This window comes from Rhizomicrobium sp., assembly GCA_037200985.1.
Lineage (GTDB): Bacteria > Pseudomonadota > Alphaproteobacteria > Micropepsales > Micropepsaceae > Rhizomicrobium.
Window position 1 is genome coordinate 773137 of record JBBCGJ010000001.1, and the last position, 23974, is coordinate 797110.

At 67.3% G+C, this 23974-nt stretch carries 25 protein-coding genes; 18 read left to right on the plus strand and 7 right to left on the minus strand.

From position 1 onward, the window contains the following. Window positions 1-23 precede the first annotated feature (23 nt). The 4 genes from WDN01_03415 to WDN01_03430 are packed head-to-tail and all read left to right on the plus strand — an operon-like array spanning window position 24 to window position 3281. Window positions 24-974: a Gfo/Idh/MocA family oxidoreductase gene (locus tag WDN01_03415; GenBank protein ID MEJ0025056.1), complete on the plus strand. Its 951-nt coding sequence runs from the start codon at window positions 24-26 to the stop codon at window positions 972-974. Further along, window positions 971-1954 (plus strand): aldo/keto reductase, encoded by a 984-nt coding sequence (locus tag WDN01_03420; protein MEJ0025057.1) that lies wholly within the window; start codon window positions 971-973, stop codon window positions 1952-1954. The genes WDN01_03415 and WDN01_03420 overlap by 4 nt, the downstream gene beginning before the upstream one ends. Further along, the gene (locus WDN01_03425; GenBank protein MEJ0025058.1) at window positions 1951-2832 is read left to right on the plus strand and encodes a DUF1932 domain-containing protein; all 882 of its coding nucleotides are present in this window, start codon (window positions 1951-1953) and stop codon (window positions 2830-2832) included. Before WDN01_03420 ends, WDN01_03425 begins: the two co-directional genes overlap by 4 nt. Before the next feature lie 38 nt (window positions 2833-2870). Beyond that, on the plus strand, window positions 2871-3281 hold the full coding sequence (locus WDN01_03430; protein MEJ0025059.1) for a VOC family protein: 411 nt from the start codon (window positions 2871-2873) through the stop codon (window positions 3279-3281). Between the two features lie 116 nt (window positions 3282-3397). Here WDN01_03430 and WDN01_03435 read toward each other — a convergent pair whose 3' ends face one another. After that, window positions 3398-4405 (minus strand): amidohydrolase family protein, encoded by a 1008-nt coding sequence (locus WDN01_03435; GenBank protein ID MEJ0025060.1) that lies wholly within the window; start codon window positions 4403-4405, stop codon window positions 3398-3400. Between the two features lie 164 nt (window positions 4406-4569). Between WDN01_03435 and fdhD the strand changes: the two genes are divergently transcribed. Together fdhD and WDN01_03445 are read left to right on the plus strand one after the other, a co-directional pair. Then, complete coding sequence (fdhD, locus tag WDN01_03440; GenBank protein ID MEJ0025061.1) at window positions 4570-5412, plus strand: formate dehydrogenase accessory sulfurtransferase FdhD; 843 nt, start codon at window positions 4570-4572, stop codon at window positions 5410-5412. After that, window positions 5402-5614, plus strand: coding sequence for a formate dehydrogenase subunit delta (locus WDN01_03445; GenBank protein ID MEJ0025062.1), 213 nt, complete (start codon window positions 5402-5404; stop codon window positions 5612-5614). The genes fdhD and WDN01_03445 overlap by 11 nt, the downstream gene beginning before the upstream one ends. Here the strand turns inward: WDN01_03445 and mobA are convergent, their stop codons facing one another. Genes mobA through WDN01_03465 form a run of 4 tightly spaced genes read right to left on the minus strand, consistent with a single transcriptional unit; the run spans window position 5615 to window position 9051 of the window. Beyond that, complete coding sequence (gene mobA, locus WDN01_03450; protein ID MEJ0025063.1) at window positions 5615-6208, minus strand: molybdenum cofactor guanylyltransferase MobA; 594 nt, start codon at window positions 6206-6208, stop codon at window positions 5615-5617. Next, entirely contained in the window at window positions 6205-7542 is a 1338-nt protein-coding gene (locus tag WDN01_03455; protein MEJ0025064.1) for a biotin carboxylase N-terminal domain-containing protein, read from the minus strand. The genes mobA and WDN01_03455 overlap by 4 nt, the downstream gene beginning before the upstream one ends. Next, window positions 7539-7994: a biotin/lipoyl-containing protein gene (locus WDN01_03460; protein ID MEJ0025065.1), complete on the minus strand. Its 456-nt coding sequence runs from the start codon at window positions 7992-7994 to the stop codon at window positions 7539-7541. The genes WDN01_03455 and WDN01_03460 overlap by 4 nt, the downstream gene beginning before the upstream one ends. Window positions 7995-8001: 7 nt before the next feature. After that, on the minus strand, window positions 8002-9051 hold the full coding sequence (locus WDN01_03465; GenBank protein MEJ0025066.1) for a PEP/pyruvate-binding domain-containing protein: 1050 nt from the start codon (window positions 9049-9051) through the stop codon (window positions 8002-8004). 210 nt (window positions 9052-9261) lie between these two features. Between WDN01_03465 and WDN01_03470 the strand changes: the two genes are divergently transcribed. Further along, on the plus strand, window positions 9262-10146 hold the full coding sequence (locus WDN01_03470; protein MEJ0025067.1) for an SDR family NAD(P)-dependent oxidoreductase: 885 nt from the start codon (window positions 9262-9264) through the stop codon (window positions 10144-10146). Between the two features lie 16 nt (window positions 10147-10162). Here WDN01_03470 and WDN01_03475 read toward each other — a convergent pair whose 3' ends face one another. Next, window positions 10163-10648, minus strand: a complete 486-nt coding sequence (locus WDN01_03475; protein MEJ0025068.1) for a MarR family transcriptional regulator — start codon at window positions 10646-10648, stop codon at window positions 10163-10165. 223 nt (window positions 10649-10871) lie between these two features. Between WDN01_03475 and WDN01_03480 the strand changes: the two genes are divergently transcribed. The 3 genes from WDN01_03480 (at window position 10872) to WDN01_03490 (ending at window position 15411) form a co-directional block, all read left to right on the plus strand. Further along, window positions 10872-12515 carry an MFS transporter gene (locus tag WDN01_03480; protein ID MEJ0025069.1) on the plus strand — a complete coding sequence of 548 codons (1644 nt, stop codon included), beginning with the start codon at window positions 10872-10874 and terminating at the stop codon, window positions 12513-12515. Between the two features lie 247 nt (window positions 12516-12762). Further along, entirely contained in the window at window positions 12763-14154 is a 1392-nt protein-coding gene (locus WDN01_03485; GenBank protein MEJ0025070.1) for a hypothetical protein, read from the plus strand. 193 nt (window positions 14155-14347) lie between these two features. Continuing rightward, window positions 14348-15411 (plus strand): IS630 family transposase gene (locus WDN01_03490; protein ID MEJ0025071.1). Its coding sequence is split into 2 segments (ribosomal slippage): window positions 14348-14828 and window positions 14828-15411, totalling 1065 coding nucleotides; the frame shifts between segments, so codons are not numbered across the junction. Window positions 15412-15431: 20 nt separating this feature from the next. On the opposite strand, the gene WDN01_03495 is transcribed toward WDN01_03490, so the two are convergent. After that, window positions 15432-16157 (minus strand): ZIP family metal transporter, encoded by a 726-nt coding sequence (locus WDN01_03495; protein ID MEJ0025072.1) that lies wholly within the window; start codon window positions 16155-16157, stop codon window positions 15432-15434. A 66-nt stretch (window positions 16158-16223) separates the two neighbouring features. On the opposite strand from WDN01_03495, the gene WDN01_03500 reads away from it, so the two are divergent. The 8 genes from WDN01_03500 (at window position 16224) to WDN01_03535 (ending at window position 23940) form a co-directional block, all read left to right on the plus strand. Further along, window positions 16224-16487 carry a hypothetical protein gene (locus tag WDN01_03500; protein MEJ0025073.1) on the plus strand — a complete coding sequence of 88 codons (264 nt, stop codon included), beginning with the start codon at window positions 16224-16226 and terminating at the stop codon, window positions 16485-16487. Between the two features lie 130 nt (window positions 16488-16617). Then, window positions 16618-17229, plus strand: a complete 612-nt coding sequence (locus WDN01_03505; GenBank protein MEJ0025074.1) for a hypothetical protein — start codon at window positions 16618-16620, stop codon at window positions 17227-17229. Window positions 17230-17544: 315 nt separating this feature from the next. Beyond that, window positions 17545-18567: a KpsF/GutQ family sugar-phosphate isomerase gene (locus WDN01_03510; GenBank protein MEJ0025075.1), complete on the plus strand. Its 1023-nt coding sequence runs from the start codon at window positions 17545-17547 to the stop codon at window positions 18565-18567. Window positions 18568-18596: 29 nt separating this feature from the next. After that, window positions 18597-19271 (plus strand): LPS export ABC transporter periplasmic protein LptC, encoded by a 675-nt coding sequence (lptC, locus tag WDN01_03515; protein MEJ0025076.1) that lies wholly within the window; start codon window positions 18597-18599, stop codon window positions 19269-19271. Next, the gene (locus WDN01_03520) at window positions 19268-19798 is read left to right on the plus strand and encodes an LptA/OstA family protein (protein ID MEJ0025077.1); all 531 of its coding nucleotides are present in this window, start codon (window positions 19268-19270) and stop codon (window positions 19796-19798) included. The genes lptC and WDN01_03520 overlap by 4 nt, the downstream gene beginning before the upstream one ends. 62 nt (window positions 19799-19860) lie before the next feature. Further along, entirely contained in the window at window positions 19861-20640 is a 780-nt protein-coding gene (lptB, locus tag WDN01_03525) for an LPS export ABC transporter ATP-binding protein (GenBank protein ID MEJ0025078.1), read from the plus strand. A 145-nt stretch (window positions 20641-20785) separates the two neighbouring features. Beyond that, window positions 20786-22303, plus strand: a complete 1518-nt coding sequence (gene rpoN, locus WDN01_03530; protein ID MEJ0025079.1) for an RNA polymerase factor sigma-54 — start codon at window positions 20786-20788, stop codon at window positions 22301-22303. A 251-nt stretch (window positions 22304-22554) separates the two neighbouring features. Beyond that, window positions 22555-23940 (plus strand): ATP-binding protein, encoded by a 1386-nt coding sequence (locus WDN01_03535; GenBank protein ID MEJ0025080.1) that lies wholly within the window; start codon window positions 22555-22557, stop codon window positions 23938-23940. Window positions 23941-23974 lie beyond the last annotated feature (34 nt).

A 23974-nucleotide genomic window follows, 5' to 3' on the forward strand; every position in this document is an offset into this window, starting at 1 on the left:
CGCACTCTGAAAGAGGCACGTCTATGAAGATTTGTCTGGCCGGGCAGGGCGCCTTCGGCGTCAAGCATCTCGAAGCGATCCGCAACATCCCCGGCATCGATGTCGTGTCGCTCGCCGGCGGCCGGCCCGAAACGACCAAGCAGGTCGCCGAGAAATTCGGCATCCCGCACTGGACCACCGACCTCGCCGAAAGCCTCAAGCAGCCCGGCGTGGAGGCCGCGATCCTCACCACGCCCACGCAAATGCATGCCGATCAGGGCGAGCAATGCCTGCGCGCCGGCAAGCATGTGATGATCGAGATTCCCATCGCCGACAATCTCGCGGACTCCGAGCGCCTCGCGCGCGTGCAGAAGGAGACCGGCCTGATCGCCATGGGCGGCCACACCCGCCGCTTCAATCCCAGCCATCAATGGGTGCACAAACGGATCGAGAAGGGCGAGCTCAAGATCCAGCAGATGAATGTGCAGACCTATTTCTTCCGCCGCACCAACATGAATGCGCTCGGCCAGCCGCGCAGCTGGACCGACCATCTGCTCTGGCACCATGCCTGTCACACCGTCGATCTCTTCATGTACCAGACCGGCGAGCCCGTCACGATCGCCCGCGCCGTCGAAGGCCCGATCCATCCGACGCTCGGCATCGCGATGGACATGAGCATCCAGCTCAAGACACCGTCCGGAGCGATCTGCACCCTGTCGCTGTCGTTCAACAACGAAGGACCGCTCGGCACCTTCTTCCGCTACATCTGCGACAACGGCACCTATATCGCGCGCTATGACGACTTGGTGGACGGCAACGAGAAGCCCATCGACCTCAGCCACGTCGCCGTCTCGATGAACGGCATCGAGCTGCAGGACCGCGAATTCTTCGCCGCCATCAAGGAAGGCCGCGAGCCCAATGCCAGCGTGGCGCAGGTTCTGCCCGCGATGCAGACGCTCGACCGCCTCGAAAAGAGCCTGAGCCTGCCGCAATGACGCGCAAGCTCGGTCCCTTCTCCGTGCCGGCCGTCGGCCTCGGCTGCATGTCGCTCAGCCACGCCTATGGCTCGCCGCCGGATGCGCAGACCGCCGCCAAGGTGCTGCACGGCGCGCTCGACATGGGCTGCACCTTCCTCGACACCGCGGCGCTCTACGGCTTCGGCGCCAACGAGACGCTGATCGGCAACGTCTTGAAGGAACGGCGCGGCGAATACGTCCTCGCCAGCAAATGCGGCATCTCCCGCAACACCCAGGGCGTGCGCGAGATCAACGGCCGCCCGGAGGAGATCAAGAAGACCTGCGACGAAAGCCTGTCGCGCCTCCAGACCGACGTCATCGACCTCTATTACCTGCACCGCTGGGACAAGCGGGTGCCGATCGAGGAAAGCGTCGGCGCGCTCGCCGATCTGATCCGCGCTGGCAAGATCAAGACCATCGGCCTCTCCGAAGTCTCCGCCCCGACATTGCGCAAAGCGCATGCCGTGCATCCCGTCACCGCGCTGCAAAGCGAATATTCCCTGTGGACCCGCAACCCGGAGATCGCGACCCTCGCCGCCTGCAAGGAATTGGGCACCGCCTTCGTCGCCTTCAGCCCCGTCGGCCGCGGCTTCCTCGCCGGCGGCCTGCGCGACGCCGGCGCGCTCCAGGAAAAGGACATCCGCCGCGCCATGCCGCGCTTCCAGGGCGAGAATTTCGCGGCCAATTTGAAACTGCTCGAAGGCCTCGCGACAATCGCGCGCGAGAAGGATTGCACCCCGGCCCAGCTATCGCTCGCCTGGGTGCTGTCGCGCGGCGAACACGTCATCGCGATCCCTGGCACCACCAGTCTCGCACATCTGCAAGAGGATTTCGCCGCGCGCGACCTCGCGCTCGACGCGGCGACGTTCGCCCGCCTCGACGCGCTGATCAACGCCCGCACCGTCCACGGCCGGCGCTACAACGCCGCGACCGAAGCCGAGATCGACACCGAGTCATGACCGCACCCAGAAGCATGGCGATCATCGGCTTCGGCGAAGTCGGCCAGACCTTCGCCAGGCAATTTCATGCCGCCGGCCTGACCGATATCCGCCTGTTCGACATCCTCTTCGCCGATCCCGCCAGCATCCCATCCAAGGCTGCCGCTGGCCCTTGGAAGACATGCGCATCTGCCGCCCAGGCTGTTGCAGGCGCCGATCTTGTGCTTTCGGCCGTCACGGCCGGCTCCGATATCGCCGTCGCGAATGCCGTGGCGTCCGCGCTCGCGCCCGGAGCCTTCTACTGGGACGTGAACTCGGTCTCGCCCGGCACCAAGCGCGCCGCCGCCGCCATCATCGAGGGCGCGCGCGGCCGCTACGTCGAATCCGCGGTGATGTCATCCATCCCGCCCAAGGGAATCCGTTCGCCCATGCTGCTCGGCGGCCCGCATGCGAAGGCCTTCATCGCCGCGATGGCGCCTTTCGATCTCGACCTGACGTTCTACGCGGACGAGATCGGCCAGGCCTCGGCGGTCAAGATGTGCCGCAGCGTGTTGATCAAGGGCCTCGAAGCGCTGCTCACCGAAAGCATGCTGGCCGCGCGCCATTACGGCGTGGAGGCCGATGTGCTCGCCTCGCTGAAAGACACCATCCCGCATCCCGACTGGCCCAAACAGGCCGCCTACATGATCAGCCGCGCCCTGCTGCATGGCCGCCGCCGCGCCGAGGAGATGCGCGAGGTCGCCCGCACGGTGGAGGAGGCCGGCGTCGCCCCGCTGCTCAGCCGTCCCACCGCCGAGCGCCAGGATTGGGCCGCCGGCGAGGGCGCCCGGATCGCCAAGGACCTCTTGAAGACACCCGACCTCGAACGCCTCTTGGACGAATTGACCGCGAAGTCCTGACGCGGGAGACTTGCAACGATCAACGCCGGAGTGACGCCATGCCCGCCGTGATGCTCGAACACTACACGCTCGAATGCGCCGACCTGACGGTCACGCGCGACTTCTACGTCGACATGCTCGGCCTGACCGAGGAATTCCGGCCGCAGATGAGCTTCCCCGGCCACTGGCTCTATTGCGGCGGCGTGCCGGTGGTCCATCTGATGAAGAAGGAGGCGGCGGACCGCCCCAAGGTGCAGACTGGCCGCCTCGACCACATCGCCTTCAAGAGCGAGAACCCCGACGACGTCCTGGGCAAGCTCCGCCGCGCCGACATCGCTTACGAAGAGAACAAGGTGTGGGAGATCGGCCTGCTGCAGGTCTTCGTCCACGACCCCGACGGATTGCAGGTCGAACTCAACTTCCACGGCGCGCTCCCGATCGACAAGAGCCGGATGCCGTCGGCGGCGTAACGAAAGATTGTCATCCGCCGCGAATGCGGCGGACCCAGGTGACATCTGTACTGCAAGACGTCACCTGGGCGGTCCGCATTCGCGGGCCATGACAATTGAGCAGGGGTGCAGGCACCTCACGCCGGAATGTGAAACACCTTCTCCGCATTCCCGTGGAAGATCTTCTCCCGGTCCGCGTCGGAAATCTCCGCCGCGTTCATCCATGCCACCGCCGGCGGCGACACTTGGTAGGGATAGTCGATCGCCCACATCACCCGGTCCGCGCCCAAGACCTCGATGCAGTATTTCAGCGCCGGCGTGTGCTCCACCCCGCTGGTCGTGATCCAGAAATTCCGCTTGAACACGTCGCCCGGCTTCTCGTTGCCCGGCACGTCGCCCCACGCCTTGTGCAGCCCGTAGATATAGTCGTTGCGCCAGATGTTGTAGGGGATGCTCTCGCCCATATGGCCGATGACGATCTTGAGCCTGGGGAATCGCTCGAACAGCCCGCACAGGATCATCCGCATGCAATGGACCGAGACCTCGGCCTGGAAGCCCCACAGTGCGGTGTACATGCCGTAATCGCCGTAGAGCGCCGCCATGTGCTTGGACGGACAGCGCGGATGGATATAAATCGCGCGGTCCAGCGCCTCGGCCGCTTCCAGGATCGGCCAATATTTCGGATTGTCGAGGTACTCGCCATTGGTGTGCGAGTTCAGGATGAAGCCGTTGAGCTTCAATTTGTTGATCGCCCGCTCCATCTCGATCACGGCGCGCTTCGGGTCCTGCGGCGCGAAGGACGCGAGGCCGGCAAAGCGGGTCGGATGGCGCACGATGGCCTCGGCCATGCGGTCATTGGCCAGCGTTGCCATGCCGACCGCCGTGTCGGCGTCGAACATCTGCACGCCCGGCGAGGTCAGCGACAGCAGATGCATCGACACGCCGTCGGCATCCATGCTCTCCAGCCGCTGCCTGTCGTCAATGAGGCCGTTGTACAGCGGGCTCCCGGGCACCGCCGACCGCCGCGGCAGCCGCAGGTCGAGATCGTCCCAGGTGCTTTTTGTCAGCGCCAGGATCGCCGCCATGTGTTCGGGAATGCTCCACGCCTCTTCCGTCGCGATGCGGCGGATTTTCTTGTCGGTCACGATGTCCTCCCTGGACGCGCCGTTGCTCCGGCACTGCCGGCGAAAAGGGTAGGGCGATCCGCCGTCTCCCACCGCCGCCCCGAGGAATGAAATACCGACTGCCAGCGAATTCTCGCGCGTCGGTGCAAATGACATCGCGCCCGGATTTGTGCGATATTTCGGCGATGACCGCGAAAGAAGCCGCGACCGGCACAAAGCCGCCCGCCATGCGCGCCCGCCGCAGCCGCATCGGCCGCACGGACGAAAGCACGGGCACGCGCGCGCTGCCGCAGGAAACGCCGGTCGCCTTCACCTATGGCCGCCAGACCCACGCGGTCATGCTGGCCACGCCGGCCGACCTGGAGGATTTCGCGGTCGGTTTTTCCTTCACCGAACGGCTCGCCGACGCGCCCGCCGAGATCGAGGAGCTCGAGATCGTCGATCTGCCCAGCGGCGTCGAGCTGCGCATGTCGCTGACCGGCGAACGCGCGGATCTGGCCGAGGCGCGCCGCCGCCGCATGGCGGGCCCCGCCGGCTGCGGCCTCTGCGGCATCGAAAGCCTCGCCGCGGCGACCGCGCCGCCGCCGCCGGTCCGCGCCGAACTCCAGGTCGAGACCGCCGAGATTTTCCGCGCCCTGGCCGCGCTGCGCGAGCACCAGCCACTCAACGACGAAACCCGCGGCGTCCATGCCGCCGGCTTCTGGTCGCCGTCGGCCCATCGTTTCCTCGCCGTGCGCGAGGACGTCGGACGCCACAACGCGCTGGACAAGCTGATCGGCGCGCTGCTCCGCGCCGACATCGCCCCCGGCGACGGCTTCATCGTGCTGACCAGCCGCGTCTCCATCGAACTCGTCCAGAAGACGGCGAAGATCGGCTGCCCCGTGCTGGTGGCGATCTCGGTGCCGACCGCGCTGGCGCTCGAGACGGCGGAGGCGGCGAACATCACGCTCGCGGCCATCGCGCGCGACGACGGTTTCGAGGTCTTCACGCATGCGCGACGGATCAGGACGGCCGCGCATGTCGCCTGACGAGAAGCTGGTCTACATGGCCAACCAGATCGCGGCCTTCTTCGCGGCCCAGGGCGAGGCCCGCGCCGTCTCCGGCATCGGCGACCACATCCGGAAATTCTGGGATCCCAGGATGCGCAGCGATTTCCTGCGCCTCGCCAGCCAAGACGACAGCAAGCTCAACCCGCTCGTCCGCAAGGCCTTGCCGCTGATCGACGGGTAGCTAACGGCTGCCTGCCATCGCTTCCGCCTGCGCCAGATCCTCCGGCGTGTTGACGTTGAAGAACGCGCCCTCTTCGCAAGCGACGTCGTAAACCGCGCCGCCGAGTTGGTCGAGCGCGCCATGCAGGCTGCGCCACTGTCCCTCCACGACGCCCGCGCGCAGCCGCTCCAGGCACGACACCGGCCACACCGCGCACACGCCGTGCATCCGCCCTTCGCTCCGCGCCGCGACCGGCGCGCCGGCCGCATCGCGCATCAATTGCGCGACGAGATCGTCCGGCAGGAACGGCGTATCGCACGGAAAGGTCGCGAGCCACTCGGCCGTCCCGCGCGCCCATTCCAGTCCCCTCACCACGCCGGCGAGCGGTCCGGTGCCGCCCGGAAGCGAGTCGACCAGCAGCGGAAACCGCGTGCCCAGGTGCGCCCGATAAGCCTCGAGCCCTGCCGTTGGAACGCTCAGCGCCAATTCGCCGACCTGGCCCCGCACCCGCGCGATCGCCGCGTCGATCAGCGTCCGCCCGCGAAACGGCACCAGCGCCTTGTCGCCGCCGATCCGGCTGCCGGCGCCGCCCGCCAGGATGACGCCGGCGATCATGTGCGCCAGAAGCGCGGGAAATAGGCGGTGTCGACGCCGCCGCGGCGGAATTCCGCATCCGCCAGCAGCGCGCGATGCATGTCGAGGTTGGTCGCGATGCCCTCGATCCGGCAATCCGCCAGCGCGCGGCCCGCGCGCGCCAGCGCCTCCGCGCGGTCGCGCCCGTGCACGACGACCTTCGCCACCAGCGAGTCGTAGAATGGCGGGATCGCCGATCCGGCCTCGACATGGGTGTCGACGCGCACGCCGTCGCCCACGGGAAACACCGCGCGCGTGACCGTGCCCGGGCTGGGCCGGAAGTCGCGCAGGCAATCTTCCGCGTTGATGCGGAATTCGATGGCGTGCCCCACGAACGCGACGTCCTCCTGCGCGAGACGCAGCGGTCGCCCGTCCGCTATCGCGATCTGCTCGGCGACGAGATCGAGTCCCGTGATCGCCTCGGTGACCGGATGCTCCACCTGGATGCGCGCATTCATCTCCAGAAAATAGAATTCGCCGCGCTCGGCGTCGACCAGGAATTCCACCGTGCCCAGTCCGCGATAGGCCAGCGCCCGCCCGAACGCCACCGCCGCCGCGTGCAGCCGCCCGCGCAACCCGTCGTCCAGGTCCGGCGCCGGCGCTTCCTCGACCATCTTCTGGTAGCGCCGCTGGATCGAGCAGTCGCGGTCGCCGAGATGGACGACGGTCTCGCCGTCGCCGACAAGCTGCACCTCGACATGCCGGCCGCGCGCCACGAAGCGTTCGAGATAGACCCGGCCGTCCGCGAACGCCGCTTCGGCCTCCGCCGCCGCCAGCGCGATCGTCGCGCGCGCGTCCTTCGGGTCCAGCAGCAGCTTCATGCCGCGCCCGCCGCCGCCGCCCACCGCCTTGATCAGGATCGGACAGCCGATCCGCGCCACGATGGCCTCCGCCTCTTCGACGCTCCCCGCCGCGCCGCCCGGCACCACCGGCAACCCCGCCGCCACCGCCAGCTCGCGCGCCCGCAGCTTGTCGCCGACGCCGGCAAGCTGCGCTTCGGTCGGCCCGATGAAGACGATCCCCGCGCCGCGTGCCTTCGCCGCCAGCACGATGCTCTCGGAGAGAAATCCATACCCCGGATGGATGGCGTCGCACCGCGTATCGATAGCCGCCGCGACGATGGCGTCTGCGTTCAGATAGCTTTGTGCCGACGGCGCCGGTCCGACGCACACCACGCGGTCGGCGCGCCGCGCCGGAACCGCGCCCAGATCGGCGGCCGACGCCGCGAGCACCGTCTCGATGCCGAGCCTGGCGCAGGTCTCGATGATCCTGACCGCGATCTCGCCGCGATTGGCGACCAGGATGCGCCGGATCATGGCTGAAGGCGCAGGATCATCAGGACGCGGTCCTGCTCGACGAATTCGCCGTTCTGCGCATGGATGGCCTCGATGACGCCGCGCGCCCCCGCCGGCACCGAATTCATCAGCTTCATCGTCTCGACGATGCCGATGGCGGTGTCCGGCGCGACGACCGACCCGACCTCGACGAAGGGCGCCGCCCCCGGCTTGGGCGCGCGATAGAACGTGCCCATCAGCGGCGGCTTGATGGCGATGGTGCCGGGCTCCAGCGCGGCGGCCGCCTCTTTTGCAACCGCGAGCACCGGATCCGCCGGCGCCGCGGCGCGCGTTTCGTTTTCCTGCGTCCAGCCGCCCGCGCCCGCGCGGCGCAAAGTGAGCTTGAACTTGTCGGTCTCCAGCCTGAGTTCGTCGAACGCCGACTTATCCAGCAGCCCCACGATCTCGGCTACGTCCTCGCGCGTCAGGTTCATCGCCGCCTCAGCGCTTGCCGGCGAAGGCGGCGAAGACGTGGTCGACCGCCCGCGCCTTGGGCGCGATGACCGGCTGCGCGTCGCGCCGGCTCCACACCGTCTCGGGCCGGCTTTGCAGCAGGAATATCTCCGCCTTCGGTCCGCGCGCCACCGCCCATTCGATGTCCTGCGGCTTGCCGTAATGGCGCTCGACCCGCCGGCCGATCTCCGCCAGCGCCGTTATCTCTTCATCCGCGAGGCAGGGCTGCAGGCGCTCCGCATCGGGCACCGCCGCCACCACCACGCCGCCGGCGGCGAAATCGGGCAGGTGCTGCACCGCCTTGTCCGCGACCGCGCGTCCGGCGATCTCGCCCGTCACCTTGTTGACGATGTACTTGTCGGGCGTGACCTCGCCGCCGACGATCGCCGAGCCCAGGCCATAGGCGCCCTCGATCACGATGACGGAGCGGTCGCCGGTCGTCGGGCTGCGGGTGAACATCACGCCGGAGCAGCGCGAATCCACCATCGCCTGCACGACCACGCCCATCGCCAGGCCATCTTCGCTCAGCTTCAGCCGCAGGCGGTAGTTGAGCGACTCGACGCTGTAGAGGCTGGCCCAGCAGCGGCGCACATGCGCCAGCACGCTATCGGGCCCGCGCAGCCAAAGATAGGTGTCCTGCAGCCCCGCGAAGCTCGCATCCTCGCCGTCCTCGCTCGTCGCGCTCGAGCGCACCGCGAGCGGCAGCGACGGATCGCCGGCGCACAGCGCGGCATGCGCCGCGGCGACGGCGCTTTCGACGTCCTCGGGAAAGCGCGCCGCTTCGATCCGTTCGCGGATCGCGCGGCTCGCGGCATCGATGGCGACAAGATCGTCGGGTTGAAGCTTCGCCAGGGCGCGTCGCACGTCTTCGCCGGCGCCGGTCGCGGCCATGAACCGCTCGAAGGCGGAGGTCGCGACGACGAAGCCCGGCGGCGGCGCGATGCCGGCGCGCGTCAGCTCGCCCAGATTCGCGCCCTTGCCGCCGACCGACAGGCGGTCGCCGAGGCCGATCTCGCGAAAGAAAAGCACGAAGGTCATCTGTCGCTCGTTCTGTGCGGCTGCGAATTGGCCGCGCGCACCATCGTTAGCAGGCGTCGCGCGGTGCGCCAACGCTCGGTTCGCGCGGCCTCTCCGGTTTTCCTGCAACGGCGCCTTTTAGTGCGCAGTTGGTGGAGTAGCGCTGCAACCGTGGCACGAAGCTCTGCCGGGACCGCCGTGACGCGGGGGCGGCACGGAGGCGCGCGAGCGATGAGAGACATCGAGGGCAAGACCGCGTTCATCACCGGCGGCGCCAGCGGCATCGGCCTCGGCATGGCGAAAGTGTTCGCCGGCGCCGGGATGAAGGTGGTGATCGCCGACATCCGCCAGGATCATCTCGACCGGGCGATGGCGCAGTTCGACAACACCAATCTGCGCGTCCATCCCATCCGGCTCGACGTGACCGACCGCGCCGCGATGGCGGCGGCCGCCGACGAGGCCGAACGCGTCTTCGGAAACCTCCATGTCGTCTGCAACAATGCCGGCATCAATCTGTTCGCGCCGATGGACGAATGCACCTATGACGACTGGGATTGGGTGATGGGCGTCAATCTCGGCGGCGTGATCAACGGCGTGCGCACCTTCGTGCCGCGCATCAAGAAGCACGGCGAGGGCGGCCAGGTGGTCAACACCGCCTCGATGGCGTCGTTCATCACCGGTCCCGCCGCGGGCATCTATACCGCGTCGAAATTCGCGGTGCGGGGCTTGAGCGAAAGCCTGCGCTGGAGTCTCGCGCCCCACAATATCGGCGTGTCGGTCCTGTGCCCGGGCCTCGTCGACACCGCGATCCATGAGAGCGACAAGGTGCGGCCCGAGAGCCTGTCGCGGAACAAGGGTCCGATCGACGAGGAATTCATGAGCCTTCTTCCCGACATCAACAAGGCCGGGATGAATCCGGTCGAGGTCGGCGAGAAGGTGCTGGCCGGAATCCGGCGCAACGACCTCCACATCTTCCCGCATCCCGAATTCCGGGACGAATTGCGCGAAATCTTCAACGACATCCTGTCGGAGCTGCCGGAAGGGCCGGTCGATCCCAAGCGGCTCGCCATCGAGGAATTTCGTCGTGAGACCGTAGCCAAAGCCAAGCTCCACTGATCGGACGGCGATGTCCCTAGCGATCGATGCGCCGCAGCAGGCCCAGAAGATCGGCGATGTCGTCCTTGCCGACGTTGTCCGCGATCCACTTCTCGTGCTCCGCGACCGCCGCCTTCGACAGCGCCAGGACCTTCTGGCCCTTCGGCGTGAGGTAGAGCTCCTGGCGGCGGCCGTCACTGCTGGAGCGCTCGCGGATCAGGAGCTGGCGGTCGGCCAGCCGGTCGATGATGGCCATCATCGAGGCGCGGTCCATGCCGAGCTCGCTGGCGAGCGTCACCTGCGAGATGCCGCCATTGGCGCCGATCATCCACAGCACGCCGGTCTGCTTCTGGGTCAGGTCGAGCTTGGCCATGATCGAGGCGAAGCGCCGCGAGATCGCGACATAGGCCATCCGCATGCGAAAGCCGACCAGGCTGTCCAGGTTGGCGCGGTCGACCTTGCCGGCCGGTACGCCGTCAGGTGTCTTGCGGACGCGCGAAGCGGGCGTTCCTTTTGTCAGCATCGCGGTCTTGGGAAGCTCTCTGTTTCGGCTTGTGGGCGATGCCTTCGCTCTTACAGGAACGGCCCCGCCGGACGCAATGCGCGATGGGGGCGCGGCGCGGCCGGCGTCGGGTCCGCTGCAGCGCATCAAGCGCGGCGGGTGCGGCCGTTTGCGGGTCTGCATAACGTAGCGGAATGCGCGGCGGCCGCGCCGCCCGGGCGTAGCCGTTCGAGGGGGGAAAACGATGGCGTCCAACGAGCCGGGCGATAGTCCGGCGGCGAAGCCCGCCGGCCGGTACCGCTGGTATGTGCTGGCCGTCCTGACGGCGGCGCTGGCGCTCAGCCTGCTCGACCGGCAGATCCTCACCATCCTGGCCGGACCCATCAAGGCGGATCTGGGGCTCTCCGACGCGGAGATCGGCCTTCTCTACGGCACGACTTTCGCGGTGTTCTATTCGCTGTTCGGCATCCCACTGGGCCGGGTCTCGGATGTGTGGCTGCGCGGAAGGCTGATGGCGCTGGGCCTCATCGGCTGGTCGGCGATGACCATGTTCAGCGGCTTCGCCGCCAACCTCACCCAGCTCGTCATCGCGCGCATGGGCGTGGGCGTCGGCGAGGCGACCGCCAATTCGGCGACCTATTCGCTGCTCTCCGACTATTTCCCCAAGGAGCAGCGCGCCACCGCCATCGCGCTCTATTCCTGCGGCGTCTCCTTCGGCCTCGGCGGCTCGCTGTGGTTCGGCGGCAGCATCGTCGATCTGTGGCAGGGCTGGTTCGGCGCCGGCGGCGCGCCGCTCGGCCTGAAGGCCTGGCAGGCGGCCTTCGTCATCGTCGGCTTGCCCGGCTTCCTCGTCGCCGCGCTTCTGTGGTTCGTGCGCGAACCCCAGCGCGGCCTCGCCGACGGCCTGGTCCAGACCGAAACCCGAAAGCCGTTCCCGGTCTTCCTGTCCGAACTTCTCGCCATCCTGCCGCCGCTGACGCTGGTAAACCTCATCGTCCACAAGGCGACGCGCCGCGTCTGGGCCGTGCATCTGCTCGTGCTCGCCGCGATCGTCCTCTGCGCCGCAGGGCTCATCGTCTTCACCAACGGCATCGTGCCCGCCGCCAAGCGCCATGTGCTGTTCGATATCGGCGGCTTTCAGATCACCGGCCACACCGTGCAATGGACCGCGCTCGGCATCGGGCTCTACGGCGTGTTCTCCTGGGCCCAGACGCTTAGGCTCCGCGACGCGCCGGCCTACGCGCTGATCTTCCGATCCCCCGCCATGCTCGGCCTGATGGGGGCGGCCTCGCTCAACATGGTACTCAATTACGGCCTGACGTCCTGGGCGCCGTTCTACGCGGTCACGACCTACAAGCTGTCGCTCGCCCGCGTCGGCTTCGAGATGGGCGTCGTCGCGGCCTCGGCCGGGCTGATCGGCACCTACCTCGGCGGCGTGCTCGCCGATTGGGCGCGCCGCCGCTCGCCGCGCGGCCGGCTCTATGTCTCGCTCGTCAGCATGATCGGCTCGGTGCCGATCGCGCCCTTCATGTTCTCCGCGCCGACGCTGGAGATCATGCTGGCCTGGTGGCTGGTGCTGGGCACCATCGTCACCGCCTGGATCGCCGGCATGGCGGCGGCGACGCAGGAGCTGGTCCTGCCGCGCATGCGCGGCACCGCGGCGGCGGCGCTGACCCTCGGCATGTCGATGTTCGGCCTCGGCCTCGGGCCCTATTCGGTCGGCTTGGTCAGCGACGCGACCGGCGATCTGCATTTCGCGATCCTCAGCGTCTACGCCGTGATCCCGTTCCTGATCCTCTGCATGCTGCTGGCGATCCGCCATGTCGGCGCCACCGAGGCCAATCTCGTCGCGCGCGCCCGCGCCGCCGGCGAGTCGATCGAGCCCTAGGATTTGTACGTTCAACATACGAATTTACGCCTCGCTGCGGCGAGGTGGTGGGCAAGCCCCACGCGACGTCTGACCCGCTGCGGCCCGAGTCGCGAAACATTGTAAAAAAGTGCGCTCTGTGGCGGGTAGCGTGACTGCCCGCCGGCGATCCCAACCTTGCCCACGTCATGCGTGGGCGAACCGTAACTTGACCATTTCGTATGTCGCGCATACGAATCGCGCCGGGGAATGCGAGGGAGGCAGCGACTTGGAAAGCCAGGCGCTTGTCGACGAGATAGCCGATTATTGCCGCAGGCACGGCCTGGCCGAATCCACTTTCGGCCGGCTCGCGATCAACGACGGCAAGCTGATGAGCCGCCTGCGCACCGGCGGCCGCGTCACCCATGAGACGCTCGACCGCATGCAGGTCTTCATGCGCACGGTCGACCAGCCGCTGCGCCGCAAGCCCGCCGCCTATGCCAACGGCCATGCCCGCGTCCCGCGGATGTCGCTGGACCCGCCCGGCCGCGACGCGGACGCGAAATTCCGCCTCTACGACAACCGCCAGAAATATCTGTTGTTCGTCACGACCTGCTCCGAGAAATGGGTCGTCGCCGACCGCGTCAGCCGCGAGCTCGCCAACATCCATCCCCAGCCGCCGGCGGTCCGCCTGTTCGACGCCGGCGTCGGCGACGGCACCATCCTGACGCGCGTCATGCGGGCCATGCATCACCGCTTCCCCGCCGTGCCGTTTCACATCGTCGGCAAGGAGATCAGCCTTGAGGATATGCGGCTGACGCTGGAGAAGATGCCCGACCGCTTCTTCGAGCATCCCGCGACCTGCCTCGTCATGACCAACATGAACTACACCGAGGCGCCTTGGCTGACGCCGAGATCGGTGGCGGCGGCGCAGAGCATGGTGTGGCACGAGTTGGTGCTGACCGGCGACACGGCGCACGATTTCGAGCGCCAGATCGCCGAGCTCCAGCCCTTCCTGTCGCAGAACTGGGGCGCCCAGATCAGCCCGCGCTCGGGCAATCCGGTCTATGAGAAGCCGGTGGCGCTCGTGATCTACCGCGCCGATTACAAATTCCTGCTCGATGCCGTGCGGCCGCGCCAGGGCGTGCCGACGGCGGACTACGATCTCGTCATCGCCTCGCAGCCCTACCGCGCCCGTGCCCCGCTCGACTTCCGCGCGCGGCGCGTGATCGCGCCCCTGGTGCGCGCGCTCAGGCCCGGCGGCCGCCTGCTCGGCATCCATTCGCATGGCGAGGATCCGGGGCTGGAGATCGTCCGCAAGGTCTGGCCGGACGAGACCCCGTTCGCCGTCGACCGCCATCGATTGCTGCGCGCCGTGAAGGCCGAGCTCGGCAGGGACGCGCGCGACATCACCTTCCACGCCAATGCCGACGCCCGCTCGCTGTTCCGCTATGACATGCACACGCTGCCCAACGAGATCAGCAGCCATATGGGCACCTCGACGCTGCTGGCGGCGTGGAACGCGGCGATCTTCGTCGCCCAGATCGACGACGGGCGGCTGGCCGGCGCGATGGCCAGCGACGCCTATCTCGAAGCGACGCAGGAGGTCGTGCACAAGCATGGCGGCCTGTGGTTCTGGGACGAGTCCTTCATCATCTCGCGCCGCCAGGACCGGCTTTAGCGATTGTTCCTTTTTGTCATGCCCGCGCAGGCGGGCATCCAGCGACCGGGCGAGCAGCCGGGTTTGGATTCCCGCCTGCGCGGGCATGACAATCTGGAATAATACCAACGGCCTTAGTTTCTGACTCGTGAGGATTCAACGCGGCCGCTGTCTGTGATTCGCTTTGCGAGGTGATTCGCGAAGGGGATCGGCGATGGCGATCAAGATTTTGCGTTCGGAACACAGTGCTTCGGATTTGCGGCGGGAGGCGGCCAAGACGCGGCACGCCGATCAGGCTCGCCGGTTGCTGGCGCTGGCACTGGTGCTGGAAGGCACGTCTCGCACGGACGCGGCAACGGCGTGCGGCATGGATCGCCAGACGCTGCGCGACTGGGTGCATCGCTATAATGCGTCAGGCATCGATGGTCTTGTCGACCGCAAGGCTCCAGGCCCAACGCCCCGGCTGACGGAGCAGCAGGAGGCTGAACTTGTCCAGATTGTGGAGCAAGGTCCCGATCTTGCGAACGACGGTATGGTGCGCTGGCGCCGCGTCGATCTTCGCGACGTGATCGCCGCGCGCTTTGGCGTTGCGCTTCACGAGCGCACCGTGGGCAAGGTGCTGGATCGTCTCAACTTCAGCCATATGTCGGTTCGCCCGCGCCATCCCAAAGCAGACGCCGATGCCCAAGAGGCGTTCAAAAAAACTTCGCGCAGCTTGTCGATCGCGCCTTGCCGGATGCCGCCAAAACCAAGCCGGTCGAGATCTGGTTCCAGGATGAAGCCCGGATCGGCCAGAAGGGAAGCTTGACCAGAATGTGGGCGCGGCGCGGGACACGCCCCACCGCGCCGCGCGATCAGCGCTACAAGTGGGCCTACCTCTTCGGCGCGGTCTGTCCCGAGCGCGCCTGTGCCGCCGGTCTGGTTCTTCCTTGCGCCAATACCAGGGCGATGACGGCGCACCTCAAGGAGATCAGCCGGGCCGTCAGGCCAGGCGCCCATGCTGTCCTGGTCATGGACGGCGCTGGCTATCACGAGAAAGCCATCACCCACCTGCCGTCCAACATCTCGCTGCTGACGTTGCCGGCATACGCCCCCGAACTCAACCCGGTCGAGAATGTCTGGCAGTTCCTGCGCCAGAACCATCTCGCAAACCGCGTCTTCAAAGACTACGACGCCATCCTCGATGCTTGTTGCGACGCTTGGCGAAGCTTCCTCAGAAACCCAGACAATATCGCCTCGATAACCCAAAGATCATGGGCCAAATGTGTCAACCACTGAGGCCGTTGGTATAACTCTCCTCACCCCGTCACGGCATTCGCCACATAGATCAGCGCCGCGCCCAGCAGCGTCATCGCCGTGGTGAGGAATTTCGGATGGGCGTGCTGGCTCTCCGGCACCAGGTCGCTGGCGCCCAGATAGAGGAACAGCCCCGCGAACACCGCGAGCACGGTCGCGAACACCGGTCCCGCCGGATGCACCAGAAAGGTGAGCCCGACGCCCACCGCCGGCGCCAGCGCATCGGCCGCGAGCCAGCGTAGGCCCTCGCGCCTTGTGCCGCCGTTCTTCAGCACGACGTTCATCGTGTTGATCCCGTCGGAGAAATCATGCGTCACCACCGCGATCGCCACCGCCAGCCCGATCGTCGCCGACACCTGGAACGCGAAGCCGACCGCCAGCCCGTCGAACATGCTGTGCGTCACCAGCGTGGCGGCGCCCAGCGCGCCGCGCGGCGGCGCGTGTCCATGGCCGCCATGTCCGTTGTGGTCGTCATGGCCGTGCAGCAGCGCGACGCGGTCCAGCAGCAGGTAGAACAGGAACCCCGCCGCCACCCAGACCATCGTTCGTCCCGGATCGGCCGGCGCCAGGCGCAAGGCCTCGGGCATCAGGTCGAAGAACGCCACGCCCACGACCGCGCCGGCGCTGAAGCCCAGGATCAGGTGCAGCCGGTCCTTGAGACGCAGGGCGACAAGGCCGCCCAGCATCGTCGCCGCGAAAGCGGCCGATGCGATCAACAATGAAGCCATGGACGGGTTGCGTGCGGTTGCGTGTCTCTTAGGTCATACCATAGCATCGGTTTTCCGACGCACGGGATGATCATGGCCGCCGCAAAGAAGCGCACAGCGAAAAAAGCGAAAAAGAAGAAGGCCGCCGGCCGCAAGACCGCGCCGGCCGCCAAGAAGGCGCCCGTCAAAAAGAAGGCGCCTGCCAAGAAGAAGGCAGTCCCGAAGAAGAAACGCCCGGTCGCGAGGAAGCCGCCGCCGAAGCGCCGGCCCGACCCTGTGGACGAATCGTCCGACGAGAGCTTTCCCGCCAGCGACCCGCCCGCCTGGACGCCCGTCACCGGCGAAGGCTGAGGCGTGGCGCCGTTCGCGCCGTCGGCGCGTTCGATTTCCGCAACGACTTGCCTGCGGCGGAATTTCTCTCCATACCGATCCCGGTTCTGTTCTGGAGACTCTATCGCGCGTCGCGCGTGGAAGGCCGCGCATGAAGATCAAGCTGCACAAGGGCGATCTGCCCGCCAATCTCGACCTGGGCCCGCTCGTCGCCATCGACAGCGAGACCCTGGGCCTCAACCCGTTCCGCGACCGCCTCTGCCTGGTGCAGCTCTCCGCCGGCGACGGCGTGTGCCACGCGGTCCAGTTCGCGCCGGGCGAATACGCGGCGCCCAATCTCAAGAAGCTGCTCGCCGACCCCGACGTGACCAAGCTGTTCCATTTCGCTCGCTTCGACGTCGCCATGTTCCGCCGATATCTCGGCGTCGTGACCCAGCCGATCTACTGCACCAAGATCGCCTCCAAGCTGGTTCGTACGTATACGGACAAACACGGCCTGAAGGACCTGGTGAAGGAGCTCCTGGGCGTCGATCTCTCCAAGGAACAGCAGAGTTCCGATTGGGGCGCCCCTGTCCTGACCGAGCGGCAGCTTGCTTATGCCGCCAACGACGTCGCCTTTCTGCACAAGCTGAAAGTGGCGCTGGACGCCATGCTGGCGCGCGAGCACCGCACGGCGCTGGCCAAGGCGTGCTTCGACTTCCTTCCCGCCCGCGCCGAGCTCGACCTCGCCGGCTGGAACGAAGTGGATATTTTCGCGCATTGACGGGCGTATTTTCCTCCCCGGCAAAGCGGGGGAGGTGGCACGCCGCAGCGAAGCGAAGGCGTGACGGAGGGGGCCAGCTGGGCGGGCCCCCTCCGCCTCGCTTCGCTCGGCACCTCCCCCGCAACAGCGGGGAAGGGAAATCGGGAATCGGGGTAAATCCCCCATTTACCGCAACGCAATAATGTAACTTGAACCGGCCGCCCGGCTGGGACACATTTGGCACGATTTTCGCTTAAGCACGCGATCCGCAGCGGTCGCGACCGGAATAGAAACGGCCGGCTCCAAGGGGCTTTGCCAACAAGAACAAGGGACTCGATGGCGTCCGCCAAGATCCGAAGCATCCGTCCGGCTGCCGTGAAAGCGCGCGACATCGCCGCCGCGCGCCGGGTCCTGCGCCACGCCACCGACGCCATCACCCTGCTTGGGGAGACGCTGAACGGCGAGTTCTCCCGCGCCATCGACGCCATCCTCGCGGTCAAGGGCCGCGTGATCGTCAGCGGCATGGGCAAGTCGGGCCATGTCGCGCGCAAGATCGCCGCCACGCTCGCCTCCACCGGCACGCCGGCCCTGTTCCTCCACCCGGCCGAGGCGAGCCATGGCGACCTCGGCATGGTCACGCGCGCCGACGCGCTGCTGATGCTGTCCAATTCCGGCGAGACCGCCGAGCTGACCGATCTCATCACCTACGGCAAGCGGCTCTCCATCCCGCTGATCGGCATGGCGAACAACCCCGATTCGCGCCTGCTTCAGGCCTCCGACATCCAGCTCCTGCTGCCCAAGGCGCAGGAGGCCTGCCCGATGGGCCTGGCGCCGACCACCTCGACCACGATGATGCTGGCGCTCGGCGACGCGCTGGCGGTGGCGCTGATGGAGCGGCGCGGCTTCTCCGCCGACCAGTACCGCGATTTCCATCCCGCCGGCGCGCTCGGCAAGAAGCTGATCCGCGTCAGCGACATCATGCACAAGGGCGAGGAGCTTCCGCTCATCGCGCCGCGGACCCCGATGCCCGACGTCATCATGACGATGACCTCGGCGAAGTTCGGCATCGCCGGCTATGCCGGCGTGGTCGACGAGACCGGCGCCCTGGTCGGCATCATCACCGACGGCGATCTGCGCCGCCACATGGAGCCGGGTCTCTTCGGCAAGAGCGCCGCCGACGTGATGACGGTCAATCCCAAGACGGTGGCGCCGGAAATCCTGGCGTCCGAGGCGCTCACCTTCATGAACGCCAAACCGCCGAAAGTGACCTATCTCTTCGTCGTGGACCCCAAGGATGCGATCCGCCGGCCAATCGGGTTTCTCAGCGTGCACGACATCCTGCGCGCCGGCCTGACGTGACGGCGCGGCGCGACATCGCGGGCGAAGCCGTGGCACAGCCTTTATCCCCGCCGCCGAAACAGCGCCGCTTCCAGCGCGACTGGACCGCGCGGACCCGCGACACCGCGATGGGCGCGCTGCGCTATTCGCGCTTCGTGGTGGTGATGAAGCGCGTGCTGCCGATCGCCGCCGGCCTCCTGATCGCCGCCGTGATCGCCTATTCGCTGGTGCCGCGCCAGTCGGAGAGGCTGTCGCTGGCGACCGAGAACTGGGCGATCATCAACAACGATCTGACGATGACCAAGCCGCGCCTGACCGGCACCGACCGCAAGGGCAATCCCTTCGTCATCACCGCCGATGCCGCCGTCCAGGACCCCGCCGATGTCCGCCGCGCGACGCTCCGCTCCGTCCAGGCCGACATGACGGTCGACAAGAACCGCTGGCTCAACGCCACGGCGGCCAAGGGCCTCATCGACATGGACAAGGGTGCGCTGGCGCTCAGCGGCGGCATCGCGGTCTTCTCCGACGACGGCTACGAGATCCATACCGAACGCGTCGATGTCGACCTGAAGAAGGGCCTGTTCCACGGCCCCGTCGCGGTGAACGGACACGGCCCGATGGGGACGTTCCGCGCCGACACCTTCGACGTCGATCGCTCGACCAGCCAGATTCAGCTCCACGGGCATGTCCACATGACCATCCAGCCGCCGGCGCACCCCAAGTGACGCGCGCGCTCCTTCTTTGCCTGCTCTTCGCATCGGCGCCCGCTCTCGCCGGCCCGGCGCCGGCGCCCGCCGCGATCCGGCACAATTCCAGCGAGCCGATCGACGTCTCGGCCGACAATTTCGTCGCCGAAAAGGTGCCGGTGAAATCGGGCCCCGGCGTCATCAACGGCACCTATAGCGGCAACGTCATCGTCCGGCAGGGCGACATGCGGCTGCGCGCCGACACGGTGCGCCTCCTCATCGTCGACGGCCATGCCGACCGGGCCTTCGCCAACGGCCACATCGTCATCGACTCGCCGAACTCCGGAACCGCGACCGGCGATTCCGGCGTCTACGAGGTCGGGCCGCGCATCGCGACCCTGACCGGCCATGTCGTGCTGACCAAGGAGAAGAATGTGATGCGGGGCCAGCAGCTCACCGTCAATCTCATCACCGGCGTCGCGAAACTCGGCGGCGGGGTGGCGGGAACGCATGGCGGCCGCGTTCAGGGAATTTTCACGCCGCCGCCGCAGAGCGGCGGCAAATGACGGCTTCATCCTTCCTTAAAGACGAATAGGCACAGTTCTTGCCGGAAACCGCGAACGAAACCATGAGCATCAGCGACAGCCCGACCGACCTATCCGCCCGCCCTCGCGTGATCGAAGGCGGCAAGGGGCTGGTCGCGACCCGCATCGCCAAGGCCTATAACCGCCGGCCCGTCGTCCGCTCGGTGAGCCTCACCCTCAAGCGCGGCGAAGTGGTGGGCCTGCTCGGCCCCAACGGCGCCGGCAAGACGACCTGCTTCTACATGATCTCGGGCCTGATCGCGGCCGATGCCGGCACCATCGAGGTCGACGGCGTCGACGTCACCCGCCTGCCGATGTACCGCCGCGCCCGTCTCGGCATCGGCTACCTGCCGCAGGAGGCATCGATCTTCCGCGGCCTGACCGCCGAGCAGAACATCCGCGCCGCCGCCGAGCTGATCGAGCCGGAACCCAACCGCCTCAACGCCATGGTCGAGGAATTGCTGGCCGAGTTCGGCATCAGCCATGTCCGCCAGACGCCGGCCATCGCGCTCTCGGGCGGCGAGCGCCGCCGGGTCGAAATCGCCCGCGCCCTCGCGACGCATCCCTCCTACATCTTGCTCGACGAGCCCTTGGCCGGCATCGATCCCATCGCCGTCGCCGAAATCCGCGCCCTCGTCGTCCACCTGAAGGACCGCGGCATCGGCGTCCTCATCACCGATCACAATGTGCGCGACGCGCTCGACATCATCGACCGCGCCTACATCCTGCACGACGGCCAGGTGATGAAGGAGGGCACGCCGGCCGAGATCGTCGCCGACCGCGACGTGCGCCGCGTCTATCTGGGCGAGAGGTTCTCGCTGTGACCCGAGGCCCCGACATTTCCTCCCCCGCTGTTGCGGGGGAGGGGAACCGCGAAGCGGTGGAAGGGGCCGCCGTCTGCGCCGCCCCCTCCGCCTCGCTTTGCTCGGCACCTCCCCCGCAAACGCGGGTGAGGAAAAGGTCTGGTCGATGGCGGGCGTAGGACAAAGGCTCGAGATAAGGCAGGGCCAGGGCCTTGTCATGACCCCGCAATTGCAGCAGGCGATCAAGCTGCTGCAATTGTCCAATGTCGAGCTCGCGGAATACTGCGAGCAGGAGCTCGAGCGCAATCCGCTGCTCGAACGCGACGACGGCCCGTCCGAGCCGGAACGCGAGATCGTCGAAGCCGGAGCGAAGTCCGAGACCCTCGACACCGAGCTGGCGCGGGAGGATTTCTCCAAGGTCGCCGACATGGATGCCGGCCATGAGAATCTTTACGACGGCGACACGCCGCAGCCCGCCGCGACCGCGCAAAGCGCGTCCCTCACGGATTGGACCACCGTCAAGTCCGGCAACAGCTTCGACGGCGACGAGGACCTGCTGGAATCCACGCTCGCCGACGGCGGCACGCTCAAGGACCATCTGCTCGACCAGGTCGGCATCGCCGCGCTGCCGCCGGAAAAGCGGCTGATCTGCCTCACCCTGATCGATTCGATCGACGAGGCCGGCTATCTGCGCGCCGATATCGCCGAGCTCGCGGACCGGCTGGGCTGCGACCTCGGCGCCGTCGAGGAGGTGCTGCGCACGCTGCAGGGCTTCGATCCCATCGGCGTCGCGGCGCGCGATCTCGCCGAATGCCTGGCGCTCCAGCTCAAGGCGCAGAACCGCTACGACCCCGCCATCGCGGCGCTGCTGACGCGGCTCGACCTCGTCGCCCGCCGCGACCTTTCCGCCCTGGCGCAGCTTTGCGGCGTCGACACCGACGACGTCGCCGACATGATCGGCGAGATCCGCGGCCTGACGCCCAAGCCGGGCCTCGCCTTCGGCAGCGAGCCGGTGCAGCCGGTCGTGCCCGACGTCTTCGTGCGCGTCGGCGCCGACGGCGGCTGGGCGATCGAGCTCAACTCCGACACCCTGCCGCGGCTTCTGGTGAATGCGCGCTACTTCGCGAAGGTCTCGAAGGGCGCGCGCGACAAGGATTCGAAGAACTACCTCACCGAGTGCCTCAACAGCGCCAACTGGCTGGTGAAGAGCCTCGACCAGCGCGCCCGCACCATCCTCAAGGTCTCGACCGAGATCGTGCGCCAGCAGGACGGCTTCCTCACCTATGGCGTGCGGCACCTGCGCCCGTTGAATCTCCGCACCATCGCCGACGCCATCGGCATGCACGAATCCACCGTCAGCCGCGTCACCTCGAACAAGTACATCTCGACGCCGCGCGGGCTGTTCGAGCTCAAATATTTCTTCACCGCCTCGATCCAGTCGATCGACGGCGCCGAGGCGCATTCCGCCGAGGCGGTGCGCGACCGCATCCGCGAGATGATCCAGAACGAGCAGCCGATCGAGATCCTCTCCGACGACCGCATCGTCTCGCTGCTTACCGCCGACGGCGTGAACATCGCGCGCCGCACCGTCGCCAAATACCGCGAGGCCATGCGCATTCCGTCTTCGGTGGAGCGCCGGCGTCTTAAGGGCGTGCAGGAACCTCAGGCCTCCGCGTTCCGTTAGTGATCCGGCGCGGTAGCGAAATCGTAACCATGTTGTATGGAACGGACCGAGCGCGGTCCACGTTACGATAACGCTGGGATGTCTGTGAAAATTTGCCTGATGTTCGCCGGTCCGGGCCTATTTGCTGGGTCGACTGCCGAATTGCCTCGGACGAGTTGCCGAATCCGGCCTTCGGTATTGTGTTGCCGGCCTTGCGATTGCACGCGGCCTCTCTGGGATCGCGGCGTCTCGCATTACCTGAAGGGCCGGACGTGACCGCTGCGATACGGACCTCGGATCAATCGAAGGTTGCAAGGTTCCGCGCGCCCGCCGTCAGCAAGACGACGGACAGGCTGCTGCGGCAGCAGGCGGCGCTGGCCGAGTTCGGCAGCTTCGCGTTCGGCGAAGCCGACCTGCAGAAGATATTGACCCAGGCGGTGCGCATCTGCGCCGCCAGCCTGGACGTCCCGTTCGCGAAAGTCTGCCGCTACCGCGTGGAGGAAAACGATCTTCTCGTCGTGGCGGGCTGCGGCTGGCAGGCGGGCGTGGTCGGCCATGTCGTCTCGGCAGCCGATGTGACTTCGACACAGGGCCGCGCCTTCGTCGGCGGCGAACCGGTGATCCTCAAGGACATCGCGAAAAGCACGGGCTACGAGCTTCCGCCGTTCTACGCGGAACACGGCATCGTCGCGACGGTCGATGTCCTGATCAAGGGCAGGGGCGGAGCCTGGGGCGTGCTGGAAGTCGACAGCACGGCGGCGCGCAAATTCGACCGCTACGACATCGTGTTCCTAACCGGCTTCGCGAACGTCCTCGCCGAGGCCGCCGCCACCGCCGAGCAGATCGTGAACCTGCGGGCCGTGGTCCAGCAGACCCAATCGCTTCTCGCGCAGAAAGAAAGGCTGCTCACCGAGCGCCGCGAGTCCGAGCGCATGTTGCGCGATCTGCAGGCTGAGCTGCTGCGGGTCGCCCGGCTGAACATGATGGGCCAGATGACGGCGGCCATCGCGCACGAGCTCAACCAGCCCCTGTCGGCCATCGGAAACTATCTGGCGGCCGCGAAGCGCACGCTCAAATCCGCCGAGCCTGACGCGATGGCCGGCCTGCCGGCGATCGTCGGCAAGGCGGCGGACCAGACCAAGCGCGCCGGCGACATCATCAAGAACCTGCGCGAATTCGTGGAGAAGCGCGAGAGCGCCCATTCGTCGGAAGACATCGCCGTCATCGTGCGGCGCTCCCTGGCGCTGGCGACCTATGGCGCGCTCGACGAAAAGGTCGACGTGACGCTGAACCTCGACGAGACGCTGCCGCCGGTGGCGATCGACGCGGTGCAGGTTCAGCAGGTTCTCACCAATCTCATCTGCAACAGCGTCGAGGCCATGCGCCCGCTCGACAGGCGCAACCTTCTGATCGTCACCGAACGCGGCGAAGCGGGTTTCGCGAACGTGACGGTGCAGGACACCGGACCAGGACTCCCCACCGATGTCCGCGAGCATCTGTTCGAGCCCTTCGTCACGACGAAAGACAGCGGCATGGGCCTGGGGCTCAACATCTGCGAGGTCCTGATCAAGGCGAATGGCGGGCACCTGTCGCTGGTCGAAGGCCTCTCCGAAGGCACCGGATTCCGCTTCAGCCTGCCCTTCGCGAAGGCCGCTTGAGGCCTTCGCCGAGCGCCCGCCGCGACCGCGGATT

Bases quoted from the DNA above. Each gene is read 5' to 3' on its own strand.
- WDN01_03415 (MEJ0025056.1), top strand. From the start codon at position 24: ATGAAGATTTGTCTGGCCGGGCAGGGCGCCTTCGGCGTCAAGCATCTC.
- WDN01_03420 (MEJ0025057.1), top strand. From the start codon at position 971: ATGACGCGCAAGCTCGGTCCCTTCTCCGTGCCGGCCGTCGGCCTCGGC.
- WDN01_03425 (MEJ0025058.1), top strand. From the start codon at position 1,951: ATGACCGCACCCAGAAGCATGGCGATCATCGGCTTCGGCGAAGTCGGC.
- WDN01_03430 (MEJ0025059.1), top strand. From the start codon at position 2,871: ATGCCCGCCGTGATGCTCGAACACTACACGCTCGAATGCGCCGACCTG.
- fdhD (MEJ0025061.1), top strand. From the start codon at position 4,570: ATGACCGCGAAAGAAGCCGCGACCGGCACAAAGCCGCCCGCCATGCGC.
- WDN01_03445 (MEJ0025062.1), top strand. From the start codon at position 5,402: ATGTCGCCTGACGAGAAGCTGGTCTACATGGCCAACCAGATCGCGGCC.
- mobA (MEJ0025063.1), bottom strand. From the start codon at position 6,208: ATGATCGCCGGCGTCATCCTGGCGGGCGGCGCCGGCAGCCGGATCGGC.
- WDN01_03455 (MEJ0025064.1), bottom strand. From the start codon at position 7,542: ATGATCCGGCGCATCCTGGTCGCCAATCGCGGCGAGATCGCGGTCAGG.
- WDN01_03460 (MEJ0025065.1), bottom strand. From the start codon at position 7,994: ATGAACCTGACGCGCGAGGACGTAGCCGAGATCGTGGGGCTGCTGGAT.
- WDN01_03465 (MEJ0025066.1), bottom strand. From the start codon at position 9,051: ATGACCTTCGTGCTTTTCTTTCGCGAGATCGGCCTCGGCGACCGCCTG.
- WDN01_03470 (MEJ0025067.1), top strand. From the start codon at position 9,262: ATGAGAGACATCGAGGGCAAGACCGCGTTCATCACCGGCGGCGCCAGC.
- WDN01_03475 (MEJ0025068.1), bottom strand. From the start codon at position 10,648: ATGCTGACAAAAGGAACGCCCGCTTCGCGCGTCCGCAAGACACCTGAC.
- WDN01_03480 (MEJ0025069.1), top strand. From the start codon at position 10,872: ATGGCGTCCAACGAGCCGGGCGATAGTCCGGCGGCGAAGCCCGCCGGC.
- WDN01_03495 (MEJ0025072.1), bottom strand. From the start codon at position 16,157: ATGGCTTCATTGTTGATCGCATCGGCCGCTTTCGCGGCGACGATGCTG.
- WDN01_03500 (MEJ0025073.1), top strand. From the start codon at position 16,224: ATGATCATGGCCGCCGCAAAGAAGCGCACAGCGAAAAAAGCGAAAAAG.
- WDN01_03505 (MEJ0025074.1), top strand. From the start codon at position 16,618: ATGAAGATCAAGCTGCACAAGGGCGATCTGCCCGCCAATCTCGACCTG.
- WDN01_03510 (MEJ0025075.1), top strand. From the start codon at position 17,545: ATGGCGTCCGCCAAGATCCGAAGCATCCGTCCGGCTGCCGTGAAAGCG.
- lptB (MEJ0025078.1), top strand. From the start codon at position 19,861: ATGAGCATCAGCGACAGCCCGACCGACCTATCCGCCCGCCCTCGCGTG.
- rpoN (MEJ0025079.1), top strand. From the start codon at position 20,786: ATGGCGGGCGTAGGACAAAGGCTCGAGATAAGGCAGGGCCAGGGCCTT.